The sequence below is a fragment of the Streptomyces sp. NPDC088733 genome, assembly GCF_044751185.1.
Classification (GTDB): Bacteria; Actinomycetota; Actinomycetes; order Streptomycetales; family Streptomycetaceae; genus Actinacidiphila.
On the sequence record NZ_JBIVLH010000002.1, the window covers coordinates 465067 to 483090 of the forward strand.

The 18024-nt window shown below is 73.6% G+C and carries 18 protein-coding genes; 9 read left to right on the forward strand and 9 right to left on the reverse strand.

The window, feature by feature from the left end:
• Positions 1-21: 21 nt before the first annotated feature.
• Entirely contained in the window at positions 22-1290 is a 1269-nt protein-coding gene (locus ACIP64_RS05425; RefSeq protein ID WP_401582397.1) for a PP2C family protein-serine/threonine phosphatase, read from the reverse strand.
• A 259-nt stretch (positions 1291-1549) separates the two neighbouring features.
• Here ACIP64_RS05425 and ACIP64_RS05430 point away from each other — a divergent pair, with 259 nt between their 5' ends.
• Positions 1550-3094, forward strand: coding sequence for a GMC family oxidoreductase (locus ACIP64_RS05430; protein ID WP_401582141.1), 1545 nt, complete (start codon positions 1550-1552; stop codon positions 3092-3094).
• Positions 3095-3139: 45 nt separating this feature from the next.
• Here the strand turns inward: ACIP64_RS05430 and ACIP64_RS05435 are convergent, their stop codons facing one another.
• Both ACIP64_RS05435 and ACIP64_RS05440 read right to left on the reverse strand, forming a co-directional pair.
• A complete protein-coding gene (locus ACIP64_RS05435; protein ID WP_360903933.1) occupies positions 3140-3721 on the reverse strand; it encodes a TetR/AcrR family transcriptional regulator in 582 nt (193 codons plus the stop codon).
• 79 nt (positions 3722-3800) lie between these two features.
• Positions 3801-4271 carry a lipocalin-like domain-containing protein gene (locus tag ACIP64_RS05440; RefSeq protein ID WP_401582143.1) on the reverse strand — a complete coding sequence of 157 codons (471 nt, stop codon included), beginning with the start codon at positions 4269-4271 and terminating at the stop codon, positions 3801-3803.
• A 184-nt stretch (positions 4272-4455) separates the two neighbouring features.
• On the opposite strand from ACIP64_RS05440, the gene ACIP64_RS05445 reads away from it, so the two are divergent.
• The 4 genes from ACIP64_RS05445 (at position 4456) to ACIP64_RS05460 (ending at position 8338) form a co-directional block, all read left to right on the forward strand.
• Positions 4456-5094 carry an isochorismatase family cysteine hydrolase gene (locus ACIP64_RS05445; RefSeq protein ID WP_401582145.1) on the forward strand — a complete coding sequence of 213 codons (639 nt, stop codon included), beginning with the start codon at positions 4456-4458 and terminating at the stop codon, positions 5092-5094.
• The gene (locus ACIP64_RS05450) at positions 5087-6673 is read left to right on the forward strand and encodes an aldehyde dehydrogenase (NADP(+)) (RefSeq protein ID WP_401582148.1); all 1587 of its coding nucleotides are present in this window, start codon (positions 5087-5089) and stop codon (positions 6671-6673) included. The genes ACIP64_RS05445 and ACIP64_RS05450 overlap by 8 nt, the downstream gene beginning before the upstream one ends.
• Before the next feature lie 86 nt (positions 6674-6759).
• Positions 6760-7524 (forward strand): MerR family transcriptional regulator, encoded by a 765-nt coding sequence (locus ACIP64_RS05455; RefSeq protein WP_401582151.1) that lies wholly within the window; start codon positions 6760-6762, stop codon positions 7522-7524.
• 70 nt (positions 7525-7594) lie between these two features.
• Entirely contained in the window at positions 7595-8338 is a 744-nt protein-coding gene (locus ACIP64_RS05460) for a hypothetical protein (RefSeq protein WP_401582153.1), read from the forward strand.
• Here ACIP64_RS05460 and ACIP64_RS05465 read toward each other — a convergent pair.
• From ACIP64_RS05465 to ACIP64_RS05475, 3 genes are all read right to left on the reverse strand, one after another.
• A complete protein-coding gene (locus ACIP64_RS05465; RefSeq protein WP_401582155.1) occupies positions 8328-8954 on the reverse strand; it encodes a hypothetical protein in 627 nt (208 codons plus the stop codon). The two genes, ACIP64_RS05460 and ACIP64_RS05465, sit on opposite strands and share 11 nt — an antisense overlap.
• 99 nt (positions 8955-9053) lie before the next feature.
• Positions 9054-9848 carry a HEAT repeat domain-containing protein gene (locus tag ACIP64_RS05470; protein WP_401582398.1) on the reverse strand — a complete coding sequence of 265 codons (795 nt, stop codon included), beginning with the start codon at positions 9846-9848 and terminating at the stop codon, positions 9054-9056.
• Positions 9849-9939: 91 nt separating this feature from the next.
• On the reverse strand, positions 9940-10770 hold the full coding sequence (locus tag ACIP64_RS05475) for a helix-turn-helix transcriptional regulator (RefSeq protein ID WP_401582158.1): 831 nt from the start codon (positions 10768-10770) through the stop codon (positions 9940-9942).
• Between the two features lie 288 nt (positions 10771-11058).
• Between ACIP64_RS05475 and ACIP64_RS05480 the strand changes: the two genes are divergently transcribed.
• Both ACIP64_RS05480 and ACIP64_RS05485 read left to right on the forward strand, forming a co-directional pair.
• Positions 11059-11295 (forward strand): hypothetical protein, encoded by a 237-nt coding sequence (locus tag ACIP64_RS05480; RefSeq protein ID WP_401582161.1) that lies wholly within the window; start codon positions 11059-11061, stop codon positions 11293-11295.
• A 131-nt stretch (positions 11296-11426) separates the two neighbouring features.
• The gene (locus ACIP64_RS05485) at positions 11427-12173 is read left to right on the forward strand and encodes an SDR family oxidoreductase (RefSeq protein ID WP_401582163.1); all 747 of its coding nucleotides are present in this window, start codon (positions 11427-11429) and stop codon (positions 12171-12173) included.
• Between the two features lie 7 nt (positions 12174-12180).
• Here the strand turns inward: ACIP64_RS05485 and ACIP64_RS05490 are convergent, their stop codons facing one another.
• Entirely contained in the window at positions 12181-12789 is a 609-nt protein-coding gene (locus ACIP64_RS05490; protein ID WP_401582164.1) for an HD domain-containing protein, read from the reverse strand.
• Between the two features lie 215 nt (positions 12790-13004).
• On the opposite strand from ACIP64_RS05490, the gene ACIP64_RS05495 reads away from it, so the two are divergent.
• Positions 13005-14729, forward strand: coding sequence for a SpoIIE family protein phosphatase (locus ACIP64_RS05495; RefSeq protein WP_401582166.1), 1725 nt, complete (start codon positions 13005-13007; stop codon positions 14727-14729).
• A 63-nt stretch (positions 14730-14792) separates the two neighbouring features.
• Here ACIP64_RS05495 and ACIP64_RS05500 read toward each other — a convergent pair whose 3' ends face one another.
• Entirely contained in the window at positions 14793-16415 is a 1623-nt protein-coding gene (locus ACIP64_RS05500; RefSeq protein ID WP_401582169.1) for a flavin monoamine oxidase family protein, read from the reverse strand.
• Positions 16416-16661: 246 nt separating this feature from the next.
• Between ACIP64_RS05500 and ACIP64_RS05505 the strand changes: the two genes are divergently transcribed.
• Positions 16662-17306 carry a dihydrofolate reductase family protein gene (locus ACIP64_RS05505; protein ID WP_401582171.1) on the forward strand — a complete coding sequence of 215 codons (645 nt, stop codon included), beginning with the start codon at positions 16662-16664 and terminating at the stop codon, positions 17304-17306.
• A 29-nt stretch (positions 17307-17335) separates the two neighbouring features.
• Here ACIP64_RS05505 and ACIP64_RS05510 read toward each other — a convergent pair whose 3' ends face one another.
• Entirely contained in the window at positions 17336-17611 is a 276-nt protein-coding gene (locus ACIP64_RS05510; protein ID WP_401582174.1) for a hypothetical protein, read from the reverse strand.
• Positions 17612-18024: the final 413 nt, after the last annotated feature.

Below are 18024 nucleotides of genomic sequence, written 5' to 3' on the forward strand. Positions count from 1 at the left end.
GGCCGCACCGTACGGGGCGCGTCAGCGGTCCATGGACGGCAGGGACCGCGCGGCCCGTGTGCCACCGGGGACCGGCATGCCGGCCTCGGCGGCGGCGCGGTCCTGCCGGTCCGCGGACGAGCCGAGCCATTCGCAGAACAACACCGTTGCGTCGTCGCGCAGTTCGCCGTCGTGGCGGTCCACGACCGCGTGCATGAAGCGGCAGAGCGTCTCGGGAACGGAGAGGCGGTCGGCGTGGCTCCGGATGAGGAAGTCCACGAGTCCGGCCGGCCCGAGTTCGTCGCCCGTGACCGATCGGGTCTCCGTGATGCCGTCGGTGTACAGCACGATCCGGTCGCCCGGCTCCAGTTGGGCCCGGCACACCTCGGGCGCCACACCCAGACCCGTGCCCATGGGATCACCGGGAGCGCACGCGAGCTCCCGGACCCAGCGGCGGCCCCTGATGAGCACCGGCGGATGGTGGCCGCGGTTGACCCACTCCAGGACCCCGGTGCGGGTGTCCAGCCGCGCCACGACGCCGGTGGCGTAGCGCACGCCGCCGAACTGCTCCACGAGCGCCTTCTCGATCTCCTCGGCCGTCCCGGCCGGATCCGCCTGCCGGCGGCGGGCGTTGCGGCCGGCGGCCATCGCGAGTCCCGCCGTCACGCCCGCCGCGGTGTCGTGCCCCATCGCGTCGAAGATCGACAGATGGACGAGGGGGCCGTCGAGGGCGTAGTCCAAGGCGTCCCCGCCCACCCGGTAGGCCGGCTCCAGCGCCGCGGCGATGACGACCCGCCCGTCGGCGTACGAGCGCGGGGGCAGTAGGCGCCACTGCATCTCGGCCGCCACGTTCATCGTGTCCGTGCGCACCCTGCGGGCGTGGGCGTCGCTGGAGTCGCGTTTGGCGACGACGATGAGCCCGACCGCGTCGGCGAGCATCCGCAGGTCCTCGCGGGTCCGGGCATCGTCGGTGTACGTGGTGGCGCGCAGCACGCCCAGCCGCTCCGTGCCGCCGAGCAGCGGCACCCACCACCGGAATCCGCCGGGGCACGGGGAGGCGGCGGGCAGGAGCCGGCCGTACTGGTAGGCGCGTCCGGCGACGGTGCCCGCGATCCGCAGTTCGGCGCTGTGGGTGCGGACCCCGGCGCAGGTCCAGTCGGCGTCGCCGAGGTTGCGGAGCACATGGCGCTGGAGATCGGCGAGAAAGACCGCCACGTGGGCGAGACCCGCGGCGGCCGCGTACTCGGCCGTCCTGGCGGGCAGTTGCTCGAGGGGCATCAGACGGCTGTCGGCCGGCAGACCCGCCACCATCAGGCGGGCGCACTGGTCCCTGTTCTGGAGCCGGACCCTGTCCTGGACTGTCACCCCTGCTCCTCACCGGCCGCCCCCGCCGCTCGGTGCCGCGGCCGTTCTGCCCGCTTTTCTCATGCTACGCGCGGCCGCGCGGCACAACCGCATGCCGCGTCAAGGGCACCCAGGGCGATGAAAACCTGGCGGACGGACACACACGAGCGATGAGTGGGCTTTCGTCCCTGTTACGGCGCATATACGGTGACGTGGGAGGTCTGCGATGACGGAATACGACCACATCGTCGTCGGCGGGGGAACCGCCGGATGCGTCCTGGCGGCCCGTTTGTCCGAGGACCCCCACGCGCAGGTGCTGCTCCTGGAGGCGGGGCCTGCCCGCGGTTCCGACGCCGTCGCGGAACCCTCGCGGTGGACGGGCCTCATCGGCGGCGACATGGACTGGGGACGCTCCACCACCATCGCGGAGCACGACGGCCGGCGGACCGTGGTCCCCTACCCCCTCGGGCGGACGCTCGGCGGGTCGAGCAGCATCAACGGAATGATCCATCTGCGCGGGCACCCGGCAGGCTACGACGCCTGGGAGGCGGCGGGCGCCACCGGCTGGAACTACCGGAGCCTGCTGCCGTACCTGCGGCGCAGCGAAAGCACCGAGGGCCGCGACCCCGAGTACCGCGGCACCCGCGGCCCCATGCGCGTGGCCCCGGCACCCGTCGCGCACCCGGTCTCCGCCGCCTGCCTCGGCGCCCTGCAGGCCGCGGGCCACCGGCTCACGACCGACATCAACGGCCGGCATCACCTGGGCGGCGGATGGCTGGACCTCAATGTCGTGGACGGCGTACGGCAGAGCGCCGCCGACGGCTATCTGCGGCCGGTGCTGGACCGGCCCAACCTGACCGTGCACGCCGACACGCTCGTCCGGCGCCTCCTGCTCGACCGCGGACGCTGCACCGGTGTCGCGTACGAACGCGAGGGCCGCACCGAGCGGGCGACGGCCGGTGAGGTGGTGCTCGCCGCGGGGGCTGTCGGCTCCCCCCACCTGCTCATGCTGTCCGGCATCGGACCGGCCGACGACCTGCGGCGGGCGGGCGTCGACGTCGCGGTGGACTCCCCCGGCGTCGGGGCCGACCTGCACGACCACCCCATCTGCGTCGTCAACTTCCGTGCGGCACGGCCCTTGCCCGCCCCCACCGGCCCCGCGTTCGACGCGGCCGCCACGCTGTGCAGCGACCGCTCGGGGACCGTGCCCGATCTGCAGATCCTCTTCTTCACCATGTCGTACGCGCCGCCCCCGCTGACCGCCGTGGACGGCGGTTTCAGCTTCGTCGTGGGCCTCATGGCGCCCCACAGCCGCGGATCGGTGCGGCTCTCGGGTCCCGGCCCCCACGACGCCCCCGTCGTCGACCTCGGTTTCCTGACCGAGCGGTCGGACGTCGACCGGCTGGCCGAGGGCATCGAGCTCGCGCGGGAGGTCGGGCGGCAGCACACCCTGGACGCCTGGCGCGCGGAGGAGGTGCTGCCCGGCGGCGACGTGCGCGACGTGGCCGGGCGGCGGGCGTACGTGCAGCACGGCGTCGGCAGCTACTACCACCCCGTGGGCACCTGCCGCATGGGCTCCGACGACGGCGCCGTGGTCGACCCGCGGTTGCGGGTCCGCGGCGTCGACGGCCTGCGGGTCGCCGACGCCTCCATCATGCCGTCCATCGTGTCGGCCAACACCAATGCGACCGTGCTGGCCGTCGCGGAACGGGCGGCGAACCTGATCAGGAGCCGGCGGCAGGACGACGAGGGCGAGGCCGCCGGGGCCTGAGCGCCGCCGCGCCGGCGGATCGGATCCTGTGCGCGGTCGCGGCGGTCAGACCGCCGCGGCCGGGTGCTTCAGCCGCTCGGCGACCGTCTTCAGCAGTTCGTCGGACAACTGCGGGTCGGCGACCGCCCGCGCCATCAGGATCGCGCCGACCATGGCGCTCAGGGTGAGCATGGCGTCGGCCCGCGTCTCCTCGGGGTCGTCGCCCTGTGCGGCCTCGCCGATGAGCTCCAGGTAGCCGAGCACCTGCTTCTCGTACGCCTCTTTCATCTCGACGACACCGCGGCCGGCCGCCGCGCCGAGCGTCACCAGGGCGCAGCCCGTTCCGGGGGCGTCGCGGTGGCGCGTGCTGAGGTAGGCGTCGATCAGGCCCGTACGCGGCTCCTCGGGGTCGCGGCGGGCGGCATCGGCCATCTTGGCCTCGCCGTCCTCGAGGGCCAGGGTCGCGGCCTGGACCATCAGTTCGTCGCGGGACGCGAAGTGCTTGTAGAACCCGCCGTGGGTGAGGCCCGCCTCTTTCATCAGGTCCGCGACACCCGGGGCGGTCATGCCTTCCTCGCGGATACGGCGGGCGGCGATCCGCAGGACCCGCTCACGGGATTCCGCCTTGGCTGCCTGGGAGTGACCCATCTGAAGACCTCCCCGATGTCGGTCAGGCTGCACCGGTCAAGTGTGGATGACGGGCATCATACACCTTGGGTCGCCGCGTTCACGCGGGCGCGGCGCCGACGGCCGGCAGGCGCTCCCAGACGAGGACGCCGTCACGCAGCGCGCCCCAGATGAGGGCGGGCTCGCGCAGCGCCAGGCGGAGCCTCGGCCCCTCCCAGCCGACCGCCCTCACCTGGGGGACACCCACCCAGTTGGGAAACAGGCTCAGCTCCACGTGGTGGACCACGAGATCGTCCTCGGGCACCTCGTAGGTCCCCCCGTAGGCCAGGTAGCCGACGGCCGCGGCCACCAGCTCCTCGGGCAGGCCCTTCTCCAGGCGCCCCTCGCGGAAGACGGGACGGCCGGGACGCATGATCTGGGCCGACATGCGGCCGTCGGGGGTGTAGACGATCAGCCCCTGGGGTCGCGGCCCGAAGGGCTCGACGACGTCACCGCCCTCGACCGCGGTGGCCCGGTACGACACCAGGCGCCACGCGCCGGGCAGCGCCTTGCGCAGCTCTTCGGGATTCATGTCCTGCCTCCTCGATCTCGTGACCCGCTTCGCCCGCCGGGCGCCCCGGATGCATTCTGGATGATGGCAATCATACAGATTCCCGTCGCGCACACCCCTCGCCTTGACGATCTGGATGACGCGAGTAATCCTGAATGCGGATGACAGGATGATATGCATCCTCCACATTTTTGGAGTCACACCGATGACCATCCCGTACGACCCCACCCGCACCGCCGTCCTCCTGGTCGACCCCTACAACGACTTCCTCTCCGACGGCGGCAAGGTCTGGCCCCTCCTCGAACCCGTGGCCGCCGACGTCGGCCTGCTGGACAACCTGCGCGCCGTCGTCGCCGCCGGCCGCCGCGCGAACCTGCCGGTCTTCTTCGTCCCGCACCGCCGCTGGCAGGAGGGCGACTACGAGGGCTGGGAACACCCCAACCCGACCCAGCGCATCGTCCAGGAGCGCCGCACCTTCGCCCTGGGCACCTGGGGCGGGGAGTTCCACCCGGACTTCCGGCCCGCCGAAGGCGACGTGGTCGTCCAGGAGCACTGGGCGCAGAGCGGTTTCGCCAACACCGATCTGGACTTCCGGCTCCGGCAGCGCGGCATCACCCACGTCATCGTGATCGGCCTGCTCGCCAACACCTGCATCGAGTCCACGGGCCGCTACGCCATGGAGCTCGGCTACCACGTCACCCTCGTCCGCGACGCCACGGCGGCCTTCCTGCCGGAGATGATGCACGCCGCCCACGAGCTGAACGGACCCACGTACGCCCACGCCATCACCCGCACCCAGGACCTGGTCCTGGCCCTCCAGGACGGAGCCCACCGCCATGGCTGACATCGCACTGACCGGAGACATGCTGATCGGCTCGGTGTCCGTACCGGCGGCCGGCGCCACGATGCGGGCGCTGAACCCCGCGACCGGCCACGAGATCGAGCCCCCCTTCGCGCTCGGCGGCGCGGCCGAGGTGGACCGTGCCGCGCGCCTCGCCGACGAGGCCTTCGACAGCTACCACCGCACCGGCCTGGACGAGCGCGCCGCCTTCCTCGAGCTGATCGCCGACCGGCTGGACGCCGTCAACGGCGAACTGGCCGAACGGACGGCACTGGAGACCGGCCTGCCCGCCGCCCAGCTCTCGGCGGAAGTGACCAAGTCCGCCGGCCAGTTCCGGCAGTTCGCGGAGGTAGTGCGGGAGGGCCGCTTCCGGCACGCCACCATCGACCCGGCGCAGCCCGGACGGCAGCCGCGGCCCCGCGCGGACCACCGCATGCAGAAGATCGCGATCGGCCCGGTCGCCGTCTTCGGCGCGAGCAACTTCCCCGTCTCGTACTCCGTCGCCGGCGGTGACACCGCCTCCGCGCTGGCGGCGGGCGCCCCGGTGATCCTCAAGGCCCACAACGCGCACCCGGGCTCCTCGGAGCTGCAGGCGCGCGCCATCCGCAGCGCCGTCGCCGACAGCGGGCTGCACGAAGGCGTCTTCTCCATGGTCCGCGGCGCGGGCAACGGGATCGGCGAGGCCCTGGTGGACCACCCGCTGATCAAGGCGGTCACCTTCACCGGCTCCGAGGCCGGCGGCATGGCGCTCTACCGGCGGGCCCAGGCGCGCCCCGAACCGATCCCGGTCTTCGCCGAGATGACCAGCGTCAACCCGACCTTCGTCCTGCCCGCGGCCCTCGCCGCCCGCGGCGCGGAGATCGGCGACGGCTTCGCGGAGCGCATGCTCGTCAACGTCGGCCAGGCGTGCCTGAAGCCGGCCCTCCTGCTCGCGATCGACGGCCCCGGCTACACCGCCCTGCGCGACGCCGCCGCCGCCCGCGTGGGCGCCATGCACGCGCGCACCATGCTGACCCCGGGCATCCACGACGCCTACGAGCGGGGCGTCCGGCGGCTGCGCGACGCGGGGGCCGCCACGCTGGTGGAGGGCCCCGGGCCGCAGGGACCGGGTGAGGGCCGTGCCCTGCTCCTGGAGGTCGACGGCGACCGCTTCCTCGCCGAACCCGCGCTGTCCGGCGAGGTCTTCGGGCCGACCGCGATCGTGGTCCGGCTGACCGGCATGGACCAGCTGATGGAGGTGGCCCGGAGCCTGCGCGGCCAGCTCTCGGCGGCGATGCACCTCGACGAGCCCGACCACGCTGCCGCCGCGCGCCTGCTGCCGGTCCTGGAGCGGCGCACCGGCCGGATCGTCGTGAACGCCTTCGCCCACCCGCAGGAGGTCGGGCACGCCACCGTCCACGGCGGCCCGTTCCCGGCCACGACCGACAGCCGCTTCACCTCGGTCGGCATGAGCGCGATCGACCGCTTCCTGCGGCCCGTCACCTACCAGGGCTTCCCCGACGCGCTGCTGCCCGAGGCGCTGTCCGCCGGCAACCCCCTGGGCCTGTGGCGGCTGACCGACGGGCAGCTGTCCCGCGACTGACACCGGGGCCGTACCGCGGGGCCCTCCTTCCGGGAGGGCCCCGCGGGCTTGATCCTCCCGTGACGGGAGGTCGTAGCGTTGCGGACGTGATCGGGAACGACACCACCGGACCCCGGTGGACCATCGGCGAGCTGGCCAGGGCCAGCGGCGTCACCGTACGGACGCTGTACCACTACGACGAGATCGGCCTCGTGTGCGCGAGCGAGCGCACCGGCTCGGGGCACCGCCGCTATACCGGGCGCGACCTGCACCGCCTGTACCGCGTACGGGCGCTGCGCACCCTGGGGCTGTCCCTGGAGGAGATCGGCGACGTGGTGGACGGCGCCCCCGACGACCTCCCGGCGATGCGCGCGGTCCTGGGCGCCCAGCTGGAGGAGCTCCAGCGGCAGGGCGAGCGGATCGGGCGGATCGCCCAGCAGGTCCGCGGGCTCCTGCGGCAGTTCGACGGGGAGGCGGCGCCCGATCCGGACCAGTTCATGACGACCTTGGAGATGATCTCTGTGCTGGACAGCTACTTCACCCAGGAGCAGCAGGACCAACTGGCCCGGCGCCGGGCCGAGCTCGGACCGGCGGCCGTCGAGACGGCGCGGACGCGGTGGGCCGGCCTCGTCGGGGAACTCCTCGCGCACGTCGACGCCGGCACCGCGGTGGACGACCCCGGGGTGCGGGAACTCGTGCGGGAGTGGGACGCGCTCGGGTCCGCGTTCCACAGCGGCGACCGGCAGACCGAGGACGCCGCGCGGCGGATGTGGCAGGACCACGGCGACGACCTCAGCCGGGGACTGCCCTGGCCCGCGGAGCGGATGGCCGCCCTGGTCGGCTACCTGGAGCGGGCCCGGCAGGCGCGCTGACGGACCGTCACCCCGGCCGTCGCCGGTGTCCGCTGCGGCGATTCGCCGCCGCGGGCGCCACACTGGCCCGGTGAACGATGAGTTGAGGGCCGTGCACAACCGGCTGGCGCGGATCGAGGAACTGCTCACCACCTCCCCGGAGGGGGCCGCGGCGGAGCCGGCCTGGCGCCGCCGCACGCGGGTGGAGGGGCGGGGGGCGGTGTCGGTGGCGGTACTGGTCGCCATCGTCCTGCAGTTGGTGCTGCCGGACCGCCTGGCCATTCATCCGCGGTGGCTCCTGCCGGGGCTGGAGCTCCTGCTGCTGGTCGCGCTGCTGCCCGCCACCCCCTCCCGTGCCCGCCGGATGGGTCCGCTCCTGCGTGCCGGGGGGCTGGCGCTGGCCGCGGCGGTCAGCGTGGCCAACGGCTGGTCGGCGGTCCGGCTGATCCAGCACCTGGTGCGCGGGACCGAGCAGAGCGACGCGCAGGCGCTGTTGCTGGGCGCGGCGTCCATCTGGGTCACCAACATCATCGTCTTCGCCCTGTGGTACTGGGAGTGGGACCGCGGCGGACCGGTCGCCCGCGCCGCGGGGACGCGGGACACCCCGGACTTCCTCTTCCCGCAGATGCAGAGCCCGGACCCGGTCCACCAGGAGTGGGAACCGGCGTTCGCCGACTACCTGTACGTGTCGTTCACCGACGCGACCGCCTTCAGCCCCACCGACACGATGCCGATGTCCCGTTGGGCCAAACTGCTGATGACCTTCCAGGCCATGGTCTCGCTGCTGACCCTGGCCCTGGTGGTGGCCCGGTCGGTGAACATCCTCAAGGCGTGAACCGCAGGCGTACGGCCTCGCACCACGACCCCGTCCCGCGCACCGCGACGTCCCCGGAACGGGCGGCGGGGGCGAGGCCCTTGAGGACGGCCGCCGCGACCACCGCGTACGCCACGTGCGGGACGAGGTCGGCGGCCCAGTCCGACGCGGACCAGGTACGGGGATCCGTCACGCGCAGGACGGTCATCGGCCCGTTGGTGCCGATCAGGGCCAGGGCACCCGCCGTCGCGGTAAGGGTGGCGTTGCCCGGCCGCCAGCCGGCCGCGGTGAGCAGTCCCAGCGTCGCGCCCATGCCCACGCCCGCGGCGATGCCGGTGAGCGGACCCAGTCCGGCGACGCGGTTCGCGCGGACACCGGGCGAGCCCGGTACCGGCACGTGCACGGCCTGCGACAGCCGTTCGGCCGTCACGTCCGGGGTGGTGCTGGCGCCGCGCCCCCGCACGACCATGTCCAGGTAGCCGACCGTGTCCAGGGCCGTGCACCCGGCGGCCCCCGCGGCCGCTCCCCGCAGCATGCCGCGCAGGAGCCGGCCCGCGGTGGGGGCCGTGGCCGCGCCCTGCCGCCCGCACGGTCCGTACGTGCGGCGGACGAGGAACAAGGGACAGGTGACACGCATGGGATCCAGTAAGGCACCGAACGATGCCCCACGCCACCGGACCCGGGAAGCCCCCTCCGCCGGTCCCCGCACGGCACGCCGCCGGGGACACTCCGGGGCTCAGGCGTCGCCGCGGACCGCCTCCACGGCCTCCCGGACGTCCGGATGCGGGTCGTCCGCGAGGGCGTCCAGCAACGCGGCGACCCCGGGGGTGGCCCACCCGGCGACCGCCCACACCAGGTCCTCCCGAACGCCCGGGTCCGGGTGGACGGCCAGCGGGCCCAGGTGCCCGAGGGGCCCGCGCCGGCGCATCCCGAACCAGTGCAGCGCCTCCCGCAGGACGACGGGGTCACCGGGGTCACCCGCCGCCGCGATCCTGGCCAGCAGGACCGGGACCGGCGGCGGGGGACCGTCCAGCGGGTGCGGCATCCGCTCGCGCAGGCGCCGCGACCCGTATTCGCCCCGCACCCGGCAACCGGCGCAGGTGCAGGGCCGCGTCCCGTGCGCGTCCGGCCAGTAGCGCCAGCCCGTCACCTGGGGTGCGGTGCGCGTGCGGTGCACTTCGTGCGGGCGGATCGCCCGGGGGACGAACACCTCCCACCCCCGCGGGTCGGGCAGCGCGGCGATCCCGCGCACCGCCTCGGCCGCACTGACGGCGGCCTCGACGCCCCGCGCCCGGTCCGCGTAGTGGCCGGCCCGTACCGGCTCGTCGTCGGCCAGGCGGATGTGCACGGCCACCAGTCCTCCCCTGGTGCCGGACCGGGCCAGTTCCCGCAGCCATTGATGGGTGAGGGTGTAGGAGGTCAGGACCGGGAAGCAGTACACCCCGCGTGCGCCGCCCGGTCCGCGTCCCGCGCGTATCCCGGACCGCCGGATGCGGGGCGCGTACGCCGCCGACGTCAGGTGCACGAACATCGCCACGCCGCAAAGGGTAGTCGGCGACGTGCGACGAGCAGGGTGCGGGGCGCCGCCGGGAACCGGTCGTCCGACGTGGCTGTGGCACCGGTCAGTCGGCGCCGGTCATGGAGGCGAGGTACGTGAGGGCCTGCGCGCTGCGGCTGCCGGGTTCGGGGCTGCCCACCAGGAGTTGCTGGCCCGGGGCGTCACGGACGTCGAAGGTCTGGTAGGTGAGTTCCACGCGGCCCGCGTCGGGATGGACGAAGACCTTGTAGGCGCGGGTGAGGCCGGCGGCCATCTGGTCGTTCCACAGTGCCGCGAACTCCTCGGAGCGGACGAGGAGTTCCGAGACGAGGTCGCCGATGTCGGCGTCGTGCGGGAAGCGGGCGGCGTTGAGGCGCAACGCGTGCACCGTGGCACTGGTGACCAGCGGCCATTCCACGAACACCGTACGGGCCGCGGGGTGGGTGAACAGGATCCTGGGCATGTTGGTCTCCGCCCCGAAGGGCGCCAGGAGCGCGCGGGCGAGCGTGTTCGCGGCCAGGACGTCGAAGGCGGGGCCCAGCACGTAGGCGGCGGCCGAGGGGAAGGAGTCGAGCAGGCGCAGCAGGTCGGGGTGGACGTGGTGCCGGGTGCGGTCGGCGGGATGGCCGGGAACGAGCCCGGCGAGAAGGAAGAGGTGGCCGCGCGCGTCGACGTTCAGCCGCAGGGCACGCCCGAGGGCCTCGATCACCTGGGCGGAGGGGCGGCGTTCACGGCCCTGTTCCAGACGCGTGTAGTAGTCCGCGCTCACTCCCGTCAGGACGGCGACCTCCTCCCGGCGCAGTCCGGCGACCCGGCGGCGTCCCCCGCCGGCCGGCAGGCCCACGTCGGACGGCTCCAGACGGGACCGCGCGGCGCGCAGGAAGGCGCCCAGGTCGTTGTCGGACGGATCGGGCATACGGCTCATGCTACTGCCGTCCCGGTCACCGGCCGGTGGACGGGCCGGGGCGTACGGGTTCATGGCTCTCCTCGGCGGAACGGCGCGGCAGGGGTGCTCGCGAGGTCCCAGCCTGCCGGGGCGGCGGCGTCCGGTGCAGGCCGCGGTGGTCCTGGGTGTGCCGCACCCAGGTACCCCGCACCGGGCCCGGCACGGCCTTCCCGCGTCGCTCCGGCGGGTCGAGGCTGACGGGGCGGCGGCGTTGTCCGGGCCGCCGCGCCCGCCCCCTTCCCGGAGAGGACCTCCGCATTGGACCACGCACGGGAGATCACGACCCTCGCCCCGGCGCCGGGCCGCACGGCCGCCGACTTCGTCGCCGGCAACCAGGACGGCACCGTCGTCGACATCGTGGCCCGGGACACCCCCGAACAGGCGATGGGCGCCGTCCGCGGGATCACCACGGAGACGGGCGGCTCCCCCGTCCACGCCACCATCGGCCGGCGGACCGTCGACCGGCAGGTGGCCCGCATGGCCCACACGGCCTGATCGCCGGCCGCTCGGCCGGCGCGACCCCGGCAGGCCGTCCCCGGCCCCTTTCCGGTTCTTGTCTCTCGCATCCTCTCGTTCCTCCCGTTCCTCCCGTTCCTCCCGTTCCTTCCATTCGTTCGGAGATCGTCGTGCAGCACCCCACCCCTTCCCCCCGCCGCAAGACCGTCCTGGTGACCGGCGCGTCCAGCGGCATCGGCGAGGCCACCGCCCGCCATCTGGCCGCCGCCGGCCACCACGTCGTCCTCGGTGCCCGGCGCGTGGACCGCCTGGCCGGGCTGGTCGCCGAGCTGACCGCCGCAGGCCACAGCGCCGAGTACGCGGAACTGGACGTCACCGACGCGGGCAGCGTCAACGCCTTCGTCACCGGCGCGCTCGCCCGTCACGGACGCGTGGACGTCCTCGTGAACAACGCGGGCGTGATGGCCCTCTCCCCCGTGGCGTCCCTGCGCGTCGACGAGTGGGACCGGATGATCGACGTGAACCTGCGCGGTGTGCTGCACGGCATCGCCGCCGTCCTGCCCTCCATGCGCGAGGCCCGGTCGGGGCACATCGTCACCGTCGCCTCGACCGCGGCGCTCCGCGTCGACGCGACCGCCGCCGTGTACTGCGCGACCAAGTACGCGGTGCGGGCCCTGTCGGAGGGGCTCCGGCAGGAGAACTCCGACATCCGCGTCACGGTCGTCAGCCCGGGCTTCACCCGTTCCGAACTCACCCTCGCCGGTGGCGATCCCGAGGTGCAGGGCGCGGCCCGGGCCGCCACGGACATGATCGGCCTCCCCGCGTCCGCCGTCGCGGAGGCCGTCGGTTACGCGATCGCCCAGCCGGACGGGGTCGACGTCAACGAGATCGTCGTACGCCCCACCGTCCAGAACTGATGGAGCATCAGCTCCGCTCCGTCAACGCGTGCCCGTGGGCCGCCGCGAGCGGGACGAGTTCGGGTTCGCCGAACTCGGCCCGCAGGGCGTGGAACCCGGCGACCTTCTCCTCGCCGAACCGGCGGAGCCGTTCGGTGTACGCGGGGAAGGAGAGGAAGCGCGGCGGCGTCGACTTGCTGTGGAACTTGTCCGCGTACATCACCAGCCGCTCCTCGCGGGTCACCGGTACGTAGTCCGCCGGGGGCAGGGGCAGCCCCTGTGCCAGCACGTCGGCCGCGGTGAGGCCCACCCCCGTGTGGCGGGAGCAGAACCGGCACAGCGCTTCGGGAAGGCCCTCGGCCGCGAGGAGGTCGTGGCCGAGAAGGCCGTGGCGCACGTACCCGCCGTGGTCGAGGCGGCCGGCGTCGTCGAAGAGCCGGTAGACGCCGATGTCGTGGAGCAGGCATCCCGCGCGCACCAGTTCCGCGTCGACGTCGTCCCGGCCCGAGGCGGTCAGCAGCTGCTCGGCGATGCGCCACACGATCTCGCAGTGCGTGAACACGAGGTCGAAGGCCTCGGCGGTGGGCGCGTGCTTCTCGTGCAGGGCACGGATCCGTGCGGGGCTGGGGATCGGCATCCCCGGAGCCTAGTGGGCACGGCAGGGCCGTGACCCCGGCGGCCCCCGGCGGGCGGGCGAACGGGGGCCGCGCCGCGCGGAGTCGGTCCGGGCGGCGGAGTCGCCGATCCGTTCATGGGGCGGGAAACCGTCGTTCGCGGTGGATCCGCCGCGCGGACGCGTGTGATGCTGGTGGGGCAGATTCACCCCAGGTCTCCGACCGGATCGAGGAGGGTATGGAAGCCGCCGCGTCACCGGCCGATTTCCCGCCCGCGCCCGTACCCCGTACGCTGGACGGTCCCCCGGCCCTCGACCTGGAGAGCGTCCGGGCATCGGCCCTCGTCGTCGACAACGAGGGACGGATCGTCGCGGCCAACGCCGGGGCCCGGCAGCTGTTCCGGAAGTCCGCCGGCGAACTCGCCGGGCAGGACGCCCACGACCTGCTGCACCGCGACAGCCACGGGCACCCCCTGCCCCGCTCCCGCTGCCCGATGCGCGACGCGCTCCTCACCGAGACCACCACGCAGGGCGACCTCGGCTGGTTCGCCTGCGGTGACGGCACGCTGCTCGGGCTGTCCTGGCTCATCACGCCCTACACGCTGGCACCGGGGACGACGGGGGCGCTGGTCCTGCTGCACGAGGTGCGGCAGGGCGAAGGGGCGACGCGCGGCGCCGGCACCGCACCCCCGCCGCTGTCCGAACTCGACCGCCTCGCGCTGCTGGCGGAGACCACGACCGGGCTCACCTCGACCCTCGACGTGGACGAGGCCCTGCGGCGGCTGGCGGCCCTGACCGTGCCCCGGCTCGCGGACTGGGCGGTCGTGGACCTGCTGACCGAGGGCGACGAGGTTCGGCGGGCCCTGGTCGTGCACCACGACAACGGCGTCCTGATCGAGCGCACGGACCTCCAGGGCCCCATGCCGCCCCTGCCGCAGGAATCCCCGATGCCGCTGTCGCGCGCGCTGCGCGGCGCCGCGTCCGCCCTGGCCGGCCCCTCGACCTACCAGGGGCCGCCCGACTCGGGCATCGCGGTCGAGCAGCACCGGCTGTTCGCCGCGACCGGCATGCACTCGGCGGCCATCGCGCCCGTCCGCGGGCTCCGGGACGTGCTCGGCGCGCTGACGCTGGGGCGCTCGCAGCGCCCGGACGCCTTCACCGCGGCGGACCTCCCGCTGCTGGAGGACCTGACCCGCCGGGCCGGACTGGCCCTGGACAACGCGCGCCTGTACCAGCGGCAGCGCAAGGTCGCCGAGACGATGCAGCGCCATCTGCTGCCGCAGATGCCGATCGTCCCGGGCCTGGAGATGAAGGCGCGGTATGTGCCCGCCCCGGACGCCTCGCAGGTCGGCGGGGACTGGTACGACGCCTTCCCGCTCGCCGACGGGGCGACGGCCCTGGCCATCGGCGATGTCGTCGGGCACGACCTGGAGGCGGCCGGCGGCATGGCGCAGCTCCGCAACATGCTGCGCGCCTTCGCCTGGTCGCAGCCGGAGAGCCCCAGCACCGTCGTCACCCAGCTCGACCGGGCCGTCATGCACATCGCGGAGGTCCCCATGGCCACGATGCTGCTCGCCCGGCTGACCTGCGACGACGGACTGTGGCAACTGCAGTGGACGAACGCGGGCCACCCGCCGCCCCTGCTCATCACCCACGACGGCCGGGCCCGCTACCTCACCGACGCGCACGGCATCCTGCTCGGCACCGGCAGCACCAAGCCGCGCCGTGACGCCGTCGTCAGCCTGCCGCCCCGGTCGACGCTGATGCTCTACACCGACGGACTGATCGAGTCCCCCAGCCACTCGCTCGACCACGGCCTCGACCTGCTCAGCAAACACGCCGCCTCCCTCGCCCGCCGCGCCCTGGACTCCTTCAGCGACACGCTCCTGGAGCAGGTGCGTCCCGCGGACAACGACGACGACGTGGCCTTCCTCGCGGTGCGCACGCCCGACGCGGCAGGATGAGCCGGCGGGCCGCGGGGGGCGGCGGGCACGCCGCCCGCACCGCGGCCACCGTCCGTCGGCCCGTCAGGCCTTGAGGGCCCGGCTGTGCAGAGCCGTGACGGCCTTGCGGGCCGACAGGATCGCCCCGTGCTGCCAGGCGTCCATGTAGGACAGCCAGTCCCCGGCGAAGAGCACCCGCCCGGCCGGCTCGTTGAGCGGCTTGTACACGGCGGCGTCGGGGCCGCCGGGGATGCTGTGCCAGGCACCCTCGAGATGGCGTACGCGCTTCCAGGCGATGGAGAAGGAGTGGGCCAGTTCGGTCCGGTACTTCTCGCCGTGGATCTTCACGCCCTGGAGGACAGCGCGGGCCTCGCGCTCGGCGGGGGTGAGGGCCGCGTAGGCGTCGGCGTTGGCCCCGGTGTTGTAGTAGCCGACGACGACGCCGCGTTCGCCGTGGTGGCCGTAGGACGGGTACCAGATGTGGGAGAGGTCGAGGTCGGTCTCGGTGATGCCGCCGTAGATCCGGTGGTCGGTCTCCCACCAGCGGCTGCGGTACTCCAGCCCGATCTTGCCGGCCGACGAGGGCCGGATCGTGGTGAGCGCGGTCTGCACGTCGGGGCCGAGGTTGTGCGTCAGCTTGGCGAGCAGGTGCGGCGGCATGGCCGCGACGCAGTAATCGGCCTCCAACAGCCGCTGCCGGCCGTGCGGGTCGGTGTAGCCGACGGTCACCCCCCGCGCCGACTGGACGAGCGAGGTCGCCTGGCACCCGTACCGGAACCGGTGGGATCCGATGGCCCGGGCGAAGGCCTTCGGTATCCGGTCCATGCCGCCGACCGGCTGGAACATCAGCATCGCCTGGTCGAACTCGAACTCGAAGGCGAAGTGCCGACCCACGCCGGAGGCGAAGACCTCCGAGGCACTGGGCAGACCCCCGAGCAGCGTCCCAGGAGTGCCGGCGGCACCGGGCCAGGTGGTGTAGCCGCGGTTGGCGCCCCCTGTGTACGTCCAGGCCTCGTTCCGGCCACCGATCTCGCCGAAGCCCTCCAGGAAGGACAGCAGCCGCTCCTTGTCGTCGGCGGTCAGCTCCTTGTCGAGCGCGCCCTGGTCGGTCGCCTTGGCGAGCAGTTCGCTGACGTACCCGTAGGTGTCGGCCTTGGCCGTGCGGTAGCGCATCGGGTTGCCGGGCCGCATGCCCGCCGACTCGTGGTAGATGTACGCGTCGGCATTGGCATTGGTGAAGACCTCGATGGGCACACCGAGTTCGCGGCAGTAGTCGAGGGTGACCATCCACTGGGCCAGCCGCGCCGGTCCGGCGTTGAGGTACTGCCCCTCGGAGAACCGGGCCTTCTGCGTGCGGCCGTCGAGGTCGGTGTGGGAGTCCCCGCCGCGGACCGTGTAGTTGCGGCCGCCGGGCCGGTCGCGCGGCTCGAGGATCGTGCAGTCGTAGCCTGCCTTGCCCAGTTCGTACGCCGTCGTCAGGCCGGCGATGCCCCCGCCCAGGACGACGACCTTGCCCGCGGCCCGTCCGGTGAGGTGGAAGTCGGCGGCGCTCGGCGCCCGGAAGTCGCTGTCGCGGCCCGCCGCCTCGGCGGTGGGCGCCAGCCCCATCGCGCCCATCGTGGCGAACATCGCGCCCGCACCGCCGGTGATGCCGACGGCGCGCAGAAATCCCCTGCGGTCGAGTCCTGTTGGCTGCCCCTGCGTCATGAGTCGCCCTCTCTCGATCTGCCGGTGTGCACGCCGATCTTCGAGGGGGGCTGTTACGGGCGGCGTGGCCGGGGCGTCACGGGCTGATGTCGGGGCCCGCGCGCGTGTGAACGGCGGGAAAACGCGACCCAGGGCTGACGGTCCGTCACGACGGCTGGCGGAACAGGGCGCCGCGGCGGCGATGAGTCCTGCGTCGCCTATGGGTCTACCTGCCGAACGGGACAACCGACGGACCAGGAGCACCCCATGGGCCTCATCCACATCGAGCTGTTCGCGACCCTCGACCTCGTCGGGCAGGCACCCGGCGGCCCCGACGAGGACCCGGTGGGGTTCCCGTTCGGCGGCTGGCAGGCGCCCTTGATGGACGAGGTCGCCGGGGCGCAGATCGCCGCCGCCTACGAGGGCACGGACGCCCTCCTGCTCGGCCGCCGGACGTACGACATCTTCGCCGCCTACTGGCCGCACCAGAAGGGCGGCGAGGACGGCGACATCGCCACGCTGTTCAACGGCGTCCCGAAGTACGTCGCCTCCCGCGGCAGGCCCGACCTCTCGTGGGCCGGGTCCACGCACCTCGGCCCCGATCTCGCCACCGCGGTGCACGCGGTCCGCGACCGGCACCGGAACGTGAAGGTCGTCGGCAGCCTGAACCTGGTGCAGACCCTCCTGCGCGAGCGGCTCTTCGACCGTCTCGACCTCTGGGTGCACCCGATCGTGCTCGGCGTCGGCAAGAAGGTCTTCGACGGCGGCGCGGTCCCCACCAACCTCACCCTCCTGGACCCCCCGGCGACCAGCCCGAAGGGCACCGTCCACCTCCGCTACGGGCTCGCGGACGGCACCCCCGCGACGGGCGACATGACCGCGCCCCACCGCGGCACAGGGCTCGACGCCTGAGCCGCCGGCGCAGTGCCCGGTGAGGTTGTTCAGGTGCTCGTGCTCACGTGGCTCCACAGGATTCCACTGCTCAGCAGCACATTGTGAGCGAAGCGGAAGCCCCACAGGACCATGAGGGATCCGATGACGAGAGCGCCCGCTCGCTTCAGCCGGTGGCGCCTGCCGTCCACCACCGGGACGACGACGAACGCCTCGTTGAGAAAGCGTGTCGTGCGGCCGGGTATCACCACCAGGCACAAGCCAAGGCCCAGGAGCGTCAGGGCAGCCAGAACGGCCACCAGCGTCGCGCCCGCGAATCCGCGCATCAGGCATCCTCCGTCTCGCCGAACAGCGCCACGGTAGGGGGTCCCGGCGGTTCCTCCGCGTCTGTTGACGCCGCTCTGACGGCCGGGTGATCGGTCTTCTCGCGCCTCTGTCGGACAGACGCCGGCCTCGCACCGAAGACCCGGCCGCCGTCGCGGGGCCGCAGCGGTCAAGGACTGACGGGGCGTGCGGTACCGTGCCGTATGGCGTGATGGAAGTCAGCGCCTGTGCAGCACCGTGCGGATGCGATCTGCCGTGCCCTCGCTGCCGATTCGGCCGCGCGTGCGAGCACCGCTGCGCCGGGTGTGCCCGCTCTCAGGATCTCCGGAGCGCGTTCTTCCGACAGTGCGCCACCGGCCGGCATCGATCCGCACTGCCCGCACGAGCCCCGCCGGTCCGCACGCGGTCGCCGGGG